The organism is Nocardia jejuensis NBRC 103114 (assembly GCF_001613145.1).
Lineage (GTDB): Bacteria > Actinomycetota > Actinomycetes > Mycobacteriales > Mycobacteriaceae > Nocardia > Nocardia jejuensis.
The window spans coordinates 1-13665 of the sequence record NZ_BDBU01000072.1 but is presented as its reverse complement, the minus strand read 5'-3'; the positions used below and the strand labels follow the sequence as shown (position 1 = coordinate 13665).

The 13665-nt window shown below is 67.9% G+C and carries 11 protein-coding genes; 5 read left to right on the top strand and 6 right to left on the bottom strand.

Annotated features, from left to right (window positions below; genetic code table 11):
• Positions 1-38 precede the first annotated feature (38 nt).
• Positions 39-1538, bottom strand: coding sequence for an MFS transporter (locus NJ1_RS36310; RefSeq protein ID WP_067704416.1), 1500 nt, complete (start codon positions 1536-1538; stop codon positions 39-41).
• Between the two features lie 117 nt (positions 1539-1655).
• Between NJ1_RS36310 and NJ1_RS36305 the strand changes: the two genes are divergently transcribed.
• Positions 1656-2330 carry a TetR/AcrR family transcriptional regulator gene (locus NJ1_RS36305; RefSeq protein ID WP_067704414.1) on the top strand — a complete coding sequence of 225 codons (675 nt, stop codon included), beginning with the start codon at positions 1656-1658 and terminating at the stop codon, positions 2328-2330.
• Between the two features lie 93 nt (positions 2331-2423).
• On the opposite strand, the gene NJ1_RS36300 is transcribed toward NJ1_RS36305, so the two are convergent.
• Together NJ1_RS36300 and NJ1_RS36295 are read right to left on the bottom strand one after the other, a co-directional pair.
• On the bottom strand, positions 2424-3875 hold the full coding sequence (locus tag NJ1_RS36300) for an NlpC/P60 family protein (RefSeq protein WP_422615811.1): 1452 nt from the start codon (positions 3873-3875) through the stop codon (positions 2424-2426).
• A 247-nt stretch (positions 3876-4122) separates the two neighbouring features.
• The gene (locus tag NJ1_RS36295; RefSeq protein ID WP_067704434.1) at positions 4123-4680 is read right to left on the bottom strand and encodes an Rv1476 family membrane protein; all 558 of its coding nucleotides are present in this window, start codon (positions 4678-4680) and stop codon (positions 4123-4125) included.
• A gap of 245 nt (positions 4681-4925) precedes the next feature.
• Between NJ1_RS36295 and NJ1_RS36290 the strand changes: the two genes are divergently transcribed.
• Together NJ1_RS36290 and NJ1_RS36285 are read left to right on the top strand one after the other, a co-directional pair.
• A complete protein-coding gene (locus NJ1_RS36290) occupies positions 4926-7739 on the top strand; it encodes an aconitate hydratase (protein WP_067704412.1) in 2814 nt (937 codons plus the stop codon).
• 236 nt (positions 7740-7975) lie between these two features.
• Complete coding sequence (locus tag NJ1_RS36285) at positions 7976-8542, top strand: TetR/AcrR family transcriptional regulator (protein WP_067704409.1); 567 nt, start codon at positions 7976-7978, stop codon at positions 8540-8542.
• Positions 8543-8554: 12 nt separating this feature from the next.
• Here NJ1_RS36285 and NJ1_RS36280 read toward each other — a convergent pair whose 3' ends face one another.
• The 3 genes from NJ1_RS36280 to NJ1_RS36270 form a co-directional block, all read right to left on the bottom strand.
• Positions 8555-9787 (bottom strand): DUF1444 domain-containing protein, encoded by a 1233-nt coding sequence (locus tag NJ1_RS36280; RefSeq protein ID WP_067704406.1) that lies wholly within the window; start codon positions 9785-9787, stop codon positions 8555-8557.
• 50 nt (positions 9788-9837) lie between these two features.
• Positions 9838-11133, bottom strand: coding sequence for an NtaA/DmoA family FMN-dependent monooxygenase (locus tag NJ1_RS36275; RefSeq protein ID WP_067704403.1), 1296 nt, complete (start codon positions 11131-11133; stop codon positions 9838-9840).
• Between the two features lie 300 nt (positions 11134-11433).
• Positions 11434-11949 (bottom strand): TetR/AcrR family transcriptional regulator, encoded by a 516-nt coding sequence (locus NJ1_RS36270; RefSeq protein WP_245717738.1) that lies wholly within the window; start codon positions 11947-11949, stop codon positions 11434-11436.
• 182 nt (positions 11950-12131) lie between these two features.
• Here NJ1_RS36270 and NJ1_RS36265 point away from each other — a divergent pair, with 182 nt between their 5' ends.
• Together NJ1_RS36265 and NJ1_RS41085 are read left to right on the top strand one after the other, a co-directional pair.
• Positions 12132-13526: an NAD(P)/FAD-dependent oxidoreductase gene (locus NJ1_RS36265; RefSeq protein ID WP_067704400.1), complete on the top strand. Its 1395-nt coding sequence runs from the start codon at positions 12132-12134 to the stop codon at positions 13524-13526.
• Positions 13527-13564: 38 nt separating this feature from the next.
• A partial coding sequence (locus tag NJ1_RS41085) for a twin-arginine translocation signal domain-containing protein (protein WP_157574590.1) occupies positions 13565-13665 on the top strand: 101 nt, incomplete at its 3' end.

The window sequence follows — 13665 nt, the reverse complement described above, 5'->3', positions numbered from 1 at the left end:
CGTCATTGACGCGGGCGCTGTGCCGTTCGTACCGAGAATCAGTGCGCGAGCACGGGTTCCCCTTCCGAGGGCGCCGGAACCGTGTTGGGCATCAGGATCCCGGTCAGGACCGCGCCCGCCACGAAGATCGCGGTTGCCCACCAGAAGCTGGTGGTGTAGCTCTCGATCTGTGCCTGCGCCGCCGCCAGCGCGCTCGGCTGATGCGAACCGAGGTAGTCGGTCGCGGCCGATGCGGCGATGGTGCTCAGCAATGCGGTGCCGATCGAACCGCCGACCTGCTGGCTGGTGTTGACCATCGCCGAGGCGACGCCCGCGTCCTCGTGGTGCACACCCGAGGTCGCGCCCTGGAAGGCGGTCGACATCGCACCACCGAGGCCGAGGCCCATGAGCACCAGTGCCGGAAGGATATTGGTGACATAGGAGCTGTCCAGGCTGATCTGGGTGAGCAGGCCCATCCCCGCGGCGGCGATCAGGAAGCCACCGCTCATCACGATCTTCGGGCCGAGTTTGGGCAGCACCAGCGAGGGCACCGTGGTGGAGGAGATGACCATGCCCGCGACCATCGGCAGGAAGGCCAGACCGGTCTTGATCGGCGAATAGCCCATGCTCAACTGCATGTAGTAGGTGAGGAACAGGAAGATCGCGAACATACCGATGCCCATGACGAACACGGTCAGATACGAACCGCCGCGGGTGCGATCCAGCACGATGCGCAGCGGCAGGAGCGGATTCGCGACCTTGGTCTCCAACCACACGAACACCGCGAGCAGTGCCGCGCCGCCGATCAGGAAGCCGAGGGTGACCGGATTGGTCCAGCTGGTCGATTCGGCATGGGAGAAGCCGTAGACGATGCCGAACAGCGCGGCGGTCACCACGAGGGTGCCCGGGATATCGAGCCGGGGCCGTTCGGTGACGGTGTGCTTGGCCAGCAGCAGGACCGCGCCCACCAGTGCGACCGCGGCGAACCCGAGATTGACGAACATCACCCAGCGCCACGAGGCCCATTCGGTGAGCATGCCGCCCAGCAGCAGGCCGATGGCGCCACCGGCACCGGCCACCGCACCGAAGATGCCGAAAGCCTTTGCCCTCTCGGAAGGTTCGGTGAACGTGACGCTCAGTAGCGACAGCGCGGCAGGTGCGAGCAGCGCACCGAAGACACCCTGTCCGACACGTGCGGCGACGAGCATCTCGAAGCTGGTGGCCGCGCCACCGACAGCCGAGGTGACCGCGAAACCGACAAGGCCGACGATGAAGGTGTTGCGCCGGCCGAACAGGTCACTGAGCCGACCACCCAGTAGCAGCAGGCTGCCGAAAGCCAGTGCGTATCCGGTGACCACCCATTGCCGATCGCCGTCGCCGAAGCCCAGGTCCGCCTGCGCCGCGGGCAGTGCGATATTCACGACGGTTGCGTCGAGCACGACCATGAGCTGTGCCACGCCCAGCACGGCGAGCACCCACCAGCGCAGAGCATGCGAGCCGCGGCGGCCCGAATCCGTCTTCTCGGGGGCGGGTGCCCCTCGTTCGTACGTGGTTGTCATGTCTTCCCCTGGTTCTGGAGGCTTGATGCGGAGGACCGAACTCCGCTTATGGGATAAGCTAGCACCGTAACGGAGGTTCTGCCTCCACTTAGTCCCACGTCTCATGAGGAGGCGGTTGTGAACCACACCACTGCGGGGTCTCCACCTCGGCGTTTACGCGCCGACGCGGTCCGCAACCAGCAGCGGATCGTCGAAGCGGCTCGACAGCTCTTCGCCGAACGAGGGCTGGAGATCACCCTCGATGACGTTGCCGAACGCGCGGGCGTCGGCGTCGGGACGGTCTACCGCCGTTTCGCCGGCAAGCAGGAACTGATCGCCGAAGTCTTCGCGGCCAATGTCAGCGATTTCGTGATCGCCGCCGAGACCGCGGCCACTCATCCCGATCCATGGGACGGGCTGGTGCAATTCTTCGAGTACGCCTGCACGCACCTGGCCACCAACCGTGGCCTCAGCGAAGTGATGCTGGAACTCGACAACGATCTGGCGAGCTTGGCCCAGGTGCGCGACCGGATCAAGCCGACCGTCGCGGCACTTGTCGATCGCGCCCGTGAGGCGGGGGCGATTCAGCACGATATCGAGGCCTCGGACTTCTTCGCACTCGTTCACATGGTCGATGCGCTCGCGGAGTTCGCCAAGCCGGTGAACCCCGACATCTGGAAGCGCTACCAGAACGTCGTCCTCAACGGAGTACGCACCGACGCCACCCCGCGCCGGCCACTGACCGCGCCCGCACTGACCGACGAACAAATCGAAATGGCAAAGTCCCACATCTGCACGGCCCGCAAACACTGAGATCCCCGGGGCGAGAATCGGCACACGTCTGCCGTTATGGGTCCGAATGATGTTGCGAGAGCGTCGGGTTCGACCGGAGCCGTACCGTTCCGGTCAGGAGATGATGCGGATCGCGTAGGGCATGATGCCGCCTTCGCGGACCGGGGAGACGCGGACGACCTCGCCGGATTGGGGGGCCTCGATCATTTTGCCGTCGCCCAGGTAGAGGGCGACGTGTTCGCTGCCGCCGGGGCCCCAGAAGAGCATGTCGCCGCGTTCGCGGTCGGAGACGTCGACCCGGGAGCCCATGGAGTACTGGTAGCCGCTGTAGTGCGGGAGGGAGACGCCGATGCCGGCGAAGGCGTAGATCATCAGGCCGGAGCAGTCGAAGCCGACCTTGCTGTAGTCGCCGTGGGCGTCGGCGACGCCACCGTCGCGGATGCCGAGGGTCGGGCCGTCCTCGTCACCCCCGCCCCAGGCGTAGATTTCGCCGAGTTGGGCCATGGCGCGGTCGACGACTATCTCGATGAGCTCAGAACGGTTGCCGCTGGCGCGATTCGGCTGCTGACCGTAGCGAGGTGAGGGCGGGGAGTTGTCGAGCTGAGTGTGCGGGCGGTGGCCGCCGGCGGCCGCGGCGGCACGGTCGCTGGAGTCCCGGTCGACGGCCACGCGCGCGGCCGCGGCGGCGGCCGCGGCGCGGGCGGCGGCTTCCTCGGCGCGGCGCTGCTGATCCCACGCCAGGTAGGTATCGCGCTGCCCCTGCAGGCCGATGACGGTGGCACGCGCGGCATCCAGACGCTGCTGCGCCGAATCACGCTGCTGCACAAGATTGTTGCGGTTCGCGGCTTCCTGATCGAAGGCGGTCTGCGCGGCGGCGACGGCGTTCTGCGCGTCCGCCTTCTTCGCCTCGGCCTCGCCCGCGGCGGCATCGGCGGCCTGCTGGGCCTGCTTCGCGACGGAGGTCTTGTTGGCCTGATCGACCTGCGTGCGACGCAGTCCGTTGACCACCTGCTGCTGATTGAGCGAGGCGATGGTGAGGATCTGCGCGCGATCCAGCGCGATCTCGGGAGTGGGCGCGGCCAGATAGTTGACCAGGGAGGTCGAACCGGGCCGCATGTAGACCTGGGCCACGTATTTGTCGAAGTCGCGGTGCGCGCCATCGACTTTCGCCCCGGCATCGACCAGATCACCTTGGCACTGAACGACCCGCCGGGCCGCGGTGTCGGCCACATCGCGCGCGATCTGCAGATCCACCAGCGCCTTGTTGACCGCTTCGCGGCGGGCCGCGACGGCGTCGTCGAGCTGTTGCAACTGCTGCTCGACCGAGGCCACCTGATTGATCAGCGCGCCGACCTGACCGACTCCGGCCTCGACCTGTCCCCCGGCCTCGGCGATGTCGCTGTCACTGGGATTCGGCGGCGGGGGCGGGGCGGCATGTCCGTTCGATACCCCCACGGACAGCACCACCAACGCTACGAGCAACTCCGTAGCGATTCGCGCCGGGCGTGCCCGGCGCCTCGCAGGCTCCCGCATCGCGCCTCCCTGAAGTCCCATCCGGCACTTCATCCCCAAACGTGCCATCGCGAAACCGTATGACACTTACCGGACGGCAGGGGTCAGCCACGCCCGAGCAAACTACGTCCAATTTATGCGTAACTGGTCATTTGCCGGTTTTCGTCGGCGGGTTCCCGAGTGGGCGGCGCGAGACCGGCCGGAAAACCTTCCGGCCGTCGGCGAAACGTCGGCGAACGAGACCGGGCCGCGCGGGCGCGCACCCTCAGGGAGAAGCCGCGATCTCAGAAAGAAGAAGGGCTCAGGCGACCGGAGTGCGCGGGCGCTCGTCGGCGACCGGCTCGTCCTCGGGCGCGCGACGCATCTTGACCACGGCCAGACCGCCGATCACCGAGATCAGACCGACCAGCATCACCAGCGTGATGATCGTCCAGGACACGGTCTCGGGCTGCTCGAGGCGATCGACGAAGGTCCGGGCCGCCTCCTCGGTGTGATCCGAGCCGCGGTACTTGGACTTGTCCTCGGCCCATTCGAGCCGGGCGCGGGTGAACGAGTCACTGGCCGTGCCGACCCAATCGTCGCTGAAGACGACCACGGTGCCGTGCTCGATCTTGCCGACCTCGGTCGCGAGATCGCGCAGGGTCGCCTCGATGCCCGGATTGCCCGGCACCACAATGATGTTCAGATCGATGCCGTGATCGCGCGCGCTCGCGGCGATATCGGCCAGCCCGTCCTGCTTGCGACCCTTGGGGGCGGCGACATGATTGTCGGCCAGATCAGCGATGATGGCCTTGAGGTCGGTGTTCGGCGGTAGTTCCGCCTTCATCGGCGTGAAACCCGAGGTGTGCGAGACGGTCACGAACGCACAGTACGCGACGGCCACTCACATCACCTCACCACGCCACGCTGAAGTGTTACGGCACGAGTGCCGGGGGCACCACGGATATATGGACAACGGTGTCACCGGCCGGTACGGGACCCTCCCCCGTGCGCTCACAGGACAAGCGTACTGTTAGAGTCGAGAACCGGACGAGGACCAGCTCCTCGACGAGCCATCGGCACAGCCCCGCCGGTGGCCACCATTCACAGACGAGTGGAGCGAACGTGACGAGTATCGATTCCTTCGGCGCCAAAGGCACCCTCGAGGTCGGAAGCAACTCCTACGAGATCTTCCGCCTCTCGGCCGTCCCCGGCACCGAGAAGCTGCCCTACGCCCTCAAGGTCCTCGCGGAGAACCTCCTGCGCACCGAGGACGGCGCCAACATCACCGCGGATCACGTCCGCGCGATCGCGAACTGGGATCCGTCGGCCGAGCCCGACACCGAGATCCAGTTCACCCCGGCCCGCGTGATCATGCAGGACTTCACCGGCGTGCCCTGCATCGTCGACCTCGCCACCATGCGTGAGGCCGTGACCACCCTCGGCGGCGATCCGAGCAAGGTCAACCCGCTGTCCCCGGCCGATATGGTCATCGACCACTCGGTCATCCTGGACGTCTTCGGCCGCGCCGATGCCCTCGAGCGCAACGTCGACCTCGAGTACCAGCGCAACGGCGAGCGCTACCAGTTCCTGCGCTGGGGCCAGGGCGCCTTCGACGACTTCAAGGTCGTCCCGCCGGGCGTCGGCATCGTGCACCAGGTCAACATCGAGTACCTGGCTCCCACAGTCATGGTCCGCAACGGCCAGGCCTACCCCGACACCTGTGTCGGCACCGACTCGCACACCACCATGGTCAACGGCCTGGGCGTGCTGGGTTGGGGCGTCGGCGGCATCGAGGCCGAGGCGGCCATGCTGGGCCAGCCCGTCTCCATGCTGATCCCGCGCGTCGTCGGCTTCAAGCTGACCGGTGAGATCGTCCCCGGCGTCACCGCCACCGACGTGGTGCTCACCGTCACCGACATGCTGCGCAAGCACGGCGTCGTCGGCAAGTTCGTCGAGTTCTACGGCGCCGGTGTGGCCGAGGTTCCCCTCGCCAACCGCGCGACCCTGGGCAATATGAGCCCCGAATTCGGTTCCACCGCGGCGATCTTCCCGATCGACGAGGAGACCATCAACTACCTGCGCCTGACCGGCCGCAGCGACGAGCAGCTCGCGCTCGTCGAGGCGTACGCCAAGGAGCAGGGCCTGTGGCACGACGCCGACAAGGAGCCCGCGTACTCGGAGTACCTGGAGCTGGACCTGGGCACCGTGGTGCCGTCCATCGCCGGCCCGAAGCGCCCCCAGGACCGGATCCTGCTGTCGGACAGCAAGACCGCGTTCCGCAAGGACATCCACAACTACACCAACGACGCGGAGTCGGGCCCGGCCGCGGCCACCCCGCACACGCATCTGGACGAGGCGATCGAGGAGTCCTTCCCGGCGTCGGATCCCGCCGTGCTGTCCTTCGCCGACGACGACGCGATCGTGCCGTCCGCCGCGAACGGCAACACCGGCCGTCCGTCCAAGCCGGTCAAGGTCTCCGATCCCGAGCGCGGTGATTTCGTGCTCGATCACGGCGCCGTCGTGGTCGCGGGCATCACCTCCTGCACCAACACCTCGAACCCGTCGGTCATGATCGGCGCGGCGCTGCTCGCCCGCAACGCGGTCGAGAAGGGTCTCGCGTCCAAGCCGTGGGTCAAGACCAACATGGCCCCCGGCTCGCAGGTCGTCTCGGACTACTACGAGAAGGCCGGCCTGTGGCCGTACCTGGAGAAGCTGGGCTTCTTCGTGGGTGGTTACGGCTGCACCACCTGCATCGGCAACACCGGTCCGCTGCCGGAGGAGATCTCCAAGGCGATCAACGACAACGACCTGTCGGTCACCGCGGTCCTGTCGGGCAACCGCAACTTCGAGGGTCGCATCTCCCCCGATGTGAAGATGAACTACCTGGCCTCCCCGCCGCTGGTCATCGCGTACGCGCTCGCGGGCACCATGGACTTCGACTTCGAGACCGATTCGCTGGGCAAGGACACCGACGGCAAAGAGGTGTTCCTGAAGGACATCTGGCCGTCCCCGCAGGAGATCGACGACACCATCAAGTCGGCGATCAGCCGGGACATGTTCACCAAGTCCTACGCCACCGTCTTCCAGGGCGATGAGCGCTGGCAGGGTCTGAACACCCCCGAGGGCGACACCTTCGCATGGGACGAGAACTCGACCTACGTCCGCAAGGCGCCGTACTTCGACGGCATGCAGATGGAGCCGACCCCGGTCAGCGACATCAAGGGCGCTCGCGTGCTCGCGCTGCTGGGCGATTCGGTCACCACCGACCACATCTCCCCGGCCGGTCCGATCAAGCCGGGCACCCCGGCCGCGCAGTACCTCGACTCGCACGGCGTGGAGCGCAAGGACTACAACTCCCTGGGCTCGCGTCGCGGTAACCACGAGGTCATGATTCGCGGCACCTTCGCGAACATCCGCCTGCGCAACCAGCTCCTGGACGACGTCTCGGGTGGTTACACCCGCGACTTCACCCTCGAGGGCGGCCCGCAGTCCTTCATCTACGACGCCTCGCAGAACTACCAGGCCGCGGGCATCCCGCTGGTCGTGCTGGGCGGCAAGGAATACGGCTCGGGCTCCTCGCGCGACTGGGCCGCCAAGGGCACCAGCCTGCTGGGCGTCAAGGCCGTCATCACCGAGTCCTTCGAGCGCATCCACCGCTCGAACCTGATCGGCATGGGCGTTGTGCCGCTGCAGTTCCCGGCCGGCGAGTCCGCCGCGTCGCTGAAGCTGGACGGCACCGAAACCTTCGACATCGAGGGGATCACCAAGCTGAACGAGGGTGTGACTCCGAAGACCATGAAGGTGACCGCCACCAAGACCGACGGCGAGAAGGTCGTCTTCGACGCGGTCGTCCGCATCGATACGCCCGGTGAGGCCGACTACTACCGCAACGGCGGCATCCTGCAGTTCGTGCTGCGCAACATGATCCGCGGCTGATTCGGCCCGTTCCCCTCACGGGGAGGATCCCATAACGCAGTGAAGCTGCGGCGACTCGGCTGAGAAGGGCTGTTTCACAGCCGAGTCGCGGTGGCGGGCACCGGTTTCCGTGTGATGGAAGCCGAGGTTCGCCGCCCGGTCCGTCAGGATCGGTTCGCTCGTCGCTAGTGCGGAATCTCCGCACCGGTCCGTGAGATCGGTGCGGAGATTCCGCACACCCCGTTTCGGAGGAGTCCATGCCCAAGGTCAGTGACGACCACCTCGCCGCCCGGCGCAGCCAGATCCTCGACGGAGCACGCAGTTGTTTCGCCGAGTTCGGCTACGAGGGCGCCACCGTGCGCCGTCTGGAAGAGGCGACCGGTCTGTCCCGAGGCGCCATCTTCCACCACTTCCGCGACAAGGACGCCCTCTTCCTCGCCCTCGCCCAGGAGGACGCCGGCCGCATGGCGGAGGTCGCCGCCACCCAGGGTCTGATCCAGGTCATGCGCGATATGCTCGCGCGCCCAGAGGATTTCGACTGGCTCGGCACCCGACTGGAAATCGCGCGCCGGCTGCGCAACGATCCGGAGTTCCGCGCCCATTGGGAGGAGCGCTCCACCGAACTCACCGCCGCGACGGTGGCTCGCCTCGAACGCCGCAAGGCCGCGGGCGCCCTGCGCGACGATGTGCCCACCGAGGTCCTGCTGGGTTATCTGGACCTCGTGCTCGACGGCCTGATCGCGCGCATCGCCTCCGGCCACGCCAATGACAATCTCGAAGCCGTACTGGATCTGGTCGAAGCCTCGGTCCGGCGCAAACAGTAGCGGCGCACGCGCTCAGTCCATGCGCTGCGCGGCCCGTAGTCGTGCCATGACGTTCTCGTCGGGATGGAATTCGACGCGGTAGCGCGGCGGGTAGATGCCCGCGGCCGGAGGCAGATCGACTTCGGCCGCGAGCGTTTCCCAAGGGACGCCGAAGGTTTCGCCGGTCTCGGGGTCGGTCAGGGTGACGGTGTGCACGCGCGGCAGCAGGGTGGGAACCCCATCGGTCCAGGGGGCGATCGTGGTCTCGGTGCCGTCCGGCTTGCGGGCGTGCATGAGTTTCGCGGCCCGGTCCTCGGTGCGGCCCTCGTCGAGATCGGCGCGCAGGTAGTCGTACTGCTGCCCGTAGACCGCGGCGGACAGTCTCGACTCGGCGGCCCGAATGTCCTTCCAGGCCACATGGTTCCGATGGACCTGGTACGGAACGAGCGTGCCCTGCTCGTCGACCGTATAGGGCATCGGCGACACCTGACGGATACCGTTGTCGAACAGTTCCCCCGCCAGGGAGACCAGGCGCTCCACATGCGCTTCGGAGAACTCCACCCCGAACAGCACGCCGACGTTCTGGGCGACGAAGGCGATCGGCCGCGCACCGGCTTTCGCGCCGACGCCCGCCAGCCAGCCGTCCACCAGCGGCAGCGAGCCCGCGTACAGATCCCCGCTGTTGTCCCCGATGTAGACCATCCCGTTGCTGGCACCGGGGTCGTAGGCGCCGATGGTGTCCAGCGCCAGCTCCGCCAGATTCGCTCTGGCCGTGGAGAACACGGTCTCCGCGTCGATGCCCCACTGCTCGAGATCGTGCGGGGTCACCCGCTGCATCGAGGTGGGCTGATCCAGGACGACCGTCTCGGACAGGCACGGAGCGACCGGCCGCCACAGGGTGTGGTCCGCGATCCGCATTCCCTCCACCCGCATGTCCAGATCCCCGGCCTGGCGGATCAGCGGACGTACCAGCGGCGCGGCCGCGGCCCAGCCGGTCGGCTCCTCGGGACCGCCCTCCCATTTGTTCATTCGCACGAAGTCGGTCAGCATCCGCTCCGCCGCTTCGGGTGTCGCGTCCTCGCAGCGGCGGAACACGGTGGTGAGGTTGATCCGTCCCCGCTCGCCGTCGCGCTTCACATACGCGATCTCGAACGCCTTCGCGTCGAATTCGGCTCCTGCCACCGAATCCTGCGCCAGCACCATCGTCAACGCACGCTCGCCGAAATTTCCCTGCTTCGAACCGAACATCCCGCCCCAGAAACTCATGGGCCAGAATCTACTCGACGGTACGGACACTCTCGGGGGACATCCTCGGCTCAGGGTGCGGGCAGCGGGGGGAGTTCGAGGTTGTCGCGGAAGGTGTCGCCGAGGTAGTCGGTGCCGACGATGCCGCGGCGGCGCAGTTCGGGCAGCAGACCCTCGAGGACGAAGTCACGGGTGCGCGGATCGGCGAGCCCGCCCAGGGATATCACGTCGAGAACGTCTGCGCGATAACGCTCCTCGATGGCGTCGGCGAGTTGCTCCGGCGTTCCGGCCGCAGCCCAGTGGCCGGTGTCCTTCGAGGCGATAATCAGTTCCCGCAGGGTGCGGCCCGAGGCGGCGAGCTTGGCGAAGATCTCCACCCGGCCGCGCCGGCGGTTCACCGAATTCACGTCCGGGAGCAGGCTTTCCGGGATCGGCCTGTCCAGCGGCAGTTCCGACAGATCCACTCCGCCGCCGAGCATGTCCGCCAGCAGGATTCGGCCCGCGTCGAAATCGGTGTTCTCGGCCGCGTCGAGGACCAGGCGGCGCGCTTCGGCCTCGGTGGCACCGTAGGTGGCGTGGAAGGAGCTCATGATGAGCGGAAGTCCCTGCGCCCGTCCGAGTTCGGCGGCCCGGGATCGGATCGTCTTGGTGTAGGTGACCGCGTCTTCGAGCGTCGGCAGTGAGGTGAACACGACCTCGGCGAACCGCGCGCCGAGCTCGATACCCCCGGCGGACTGCCCGGCCTGGAACTGCACGGGCCGCCGCTGCGGCAGAGGTGGGATATTGAGCGGTCCGCGCACCGTGAAGTACTTCCCGGAGTGCTCGATCGGACGCACCAGATCGGAATTCAGCTGCGAGCCACCGCGGCCGTCGGAGGTCAGCGCGCCCGGCCGCCAGCTGTCGAACAGCGCGTTGACGACCTCGAGCGATTCGGTGGCCCGCGCGTATCGCTCCTCGGGGCTCGGCAGTTCCTGATCGCCGTAGTTCTCCTCACCCACCGAGGAGGTGACGAGGTTCCATGCCGCGCGACCGTTGCTCACGTGATCGAGCGTTCCGAACAGCCGCGCGAGGTTGTAGGGATGGTGAAAAGTACTGGTCACCGTGGCGATCAGCCCGACGTGGGTGGTCACCGCGCTCAGGGCGCTCAGGAAGATCAGCGGCTCCTGCGCCCCGATCGCGCCCTGGGCGCCGAAACTCAGCAGGTCGGCCGCGAACAGCGCGTCGAACCCGTTCGCCTCCGCCAGCTTCGCGACCTCGATCGACGAGGCCACGGTCGACTGCCCCGGATCGATCGCGGCGTCATAGACCCCGACCGCCCCGCTGACGCCCGTCACGGTCTTCAACTTCCGGCGCTGCGCAGAACTCATTCACCGTATCCAACCCACTTGCGCTGCCGTCGAACAGATTTGCGCTCACCCCGAACGCAATCTCCGCGGCCGGGGCGTCGGGACGAGTCGGCGCGCCGAACAGTGTGGCTCGCAGCGGGTTCGAGTCGCTCGGTCACACCTGCGCGTCGAGCGGCGGCCACCTGCCGCGATACCCGGTTCAGTCCGGTACTCGGCCGTAGATGGTGAGCCAGATGGCGCGGGCCAGGGATCGGGCCATCTGCTCGTCGTCGACGGTGTCGGTGGCCAGCAGGAAGCCGATGGAGCGTTCGACCATGCAGGTCAGGACGATCGCGGTGGCGGTGATGTCGACGTGATCGGGCAGGCGGCCCGCGGCCTGGTCGGTATGCAGGCGTCGCAGACCAGTGCGACGAAGGTTTCGATCCGGCCGCGCCAGTAGAGCCCGACATCGGCGTCGTAGGCCGAGACTTCCGAGAGGGCGCGCAGGAGGTGGGCGTGCGCGCGCGACCCGTCGATCATCAAGCGCATGGCGTGCACGACACCCGCTTCCCCGTCGGCGTGGCTGCTCGACCACCACTGTTCGGCCGCGCGGAACTGATCGTCGGTGGCCAGCACCGCCATCCGGATCAGCAGCTGACTCTTGTCCGGAAAGTAGCGGTAGAACGTCGATCGGGCGATGTCGGCCTCGTCGGCGATGCGCTGCACGGCCAGTTCGGTGAATGTCGTACCGCCGCCGAGCAGTTCGTCGACGGCGGCGAGCACTCGGCGCTCGATCGCCTCGCGACGTTCGTCGCGCTGGGCGCGTCCGCCGCGACCGGCCCGGGTCAGCGAGGGCACGGGCGCTCCCGGGTCGCGGCACGAAGATCACGGTGCGGAGCGGGCTGCATGGGGCCATTGTGCCGCACACTCGGCGACGCGCCGATGACACGCGAAGAGTATTGACATGAAACGCTTTTCATCTCACTCTCTCAGTGTGAGACATAGTGTCCGAACGCTATGTCCTGCAGGTGGGAGTTCCGATGCGCAGCGAAGCCGCCGACGTCGTCATAGTGGGAACGCGCTGCGCCGGAACGGCCGCCGCGATCCAATTCGCCCGGGCGGGAAAGCATGTCATCGGCGTGGACAGCGGGCGCTTCCCGTCCGACACGCTCTCCACACATCTGCTCTGGCCGACGGCCGTGGCCGAGCTGGACGCGCTCGGCGCGCTGCCTCGAGTACTCGCCCTGGGCGCGCCACGGTTGCGCACCGCGCTGGCCGGGGGCGCGGGATATGTCGTCCGTACCGAGTTCGCACCGGTGCGGGGCACCGATCACCCACTCGCCGATCACCCACTCGTCGATCACGCACTGTGCGTGCGTCGTTCGGGCCTGGACGCGGCGCTGCGGGACACCGCCCTGGACGCCGGGGCCGACCTGCGCGAGGGCCTGCGGGTCACCGAGCTGATCCATGAGCGCGACCGAGTCGTCGGTGTGCGCTGTCGCGATCGGTCCGGCGCGGTCACCCAGGTGCGCGCGAACCTGGTGGTCGGCGCGGACGGGCGGCACAGCACCGTCGCCCGCCTGGTCGGCGCACATGACCCGTACCGGGAATCGGCCAGTGGGCGCGCCTGCTATTTCGCGTATTGGCATGACGTGCACCCGAGCTGGCGAGGCATCGCCGCGCAGTGGCGCACCGGGGATCTGCTCGGCACCGCGTTCCCCTGTGACGGCGGACTCGTGCTGTGCCTGATCCAGCCCCCGGTCGGGCGCGCCGAACGCGGACCGCACCGGACCGAACCGCTCTATCGGCAGTTCATCGCCGAGATCCCGGAACTGGCCGAACGGCTCCGGGGGTGCACCCCGGCCGGACGGGTCCGCACGGCATTCGATCTGGCCTCCTACTTCCGGCGTTCCTCGGGCCCGGGCTGGGCATTGCCCGGCGACGCGGGGCATTTCAAGGACCCGATCACCGCCCAGGGCATTCGCGACGCGCTGCGTTACGGCCGCCTGCTCGCCCACGCCGCCGCCCCGGTTCTGGATGACGAGCACGCACTCGACGGCGCGCTGCACATGTGGGAACGCCGGCGCGAACTCGACTGCCTGCCGATCTACCAGTGGACCAACCGGCTCGCCCGCGGTGAGGCGATGACGCCGCTGGAGGTGGAGCTGTATCGGGCCGCCGACACCGACCCCGCCCTGGCCGCACGCGTCCTCGAGGTGATGACCCGAGTCCGCCCGCCCGAACGCATGCTGCCGCTGCGCCTCTCGGCGACCCTCGCCGCACGGGCCGTGCGCCACCACGCGCCGATCCCCGCCGCGCAGAACCTCGTTCGTGAGCTGCGCGACACCGCCACCGAGCATCACCAGCGAGTGCGGGCGCGCCGCGACGGACTTCCGCCGCTGCCCGGCGCGCACCCCGCCACCGGGCACGCCTGACTCGACCCGGGCGTCACCACGTATCGAGGAGTGATCCGTTGAATCGCCGTCCATACACCCCACTGTCCGCGATATCCCGACGAAACATGCTGCGGGGCAGCGCATTGGCCGCGGCCGCCGTGGCCCTGCCCGCCGCCGG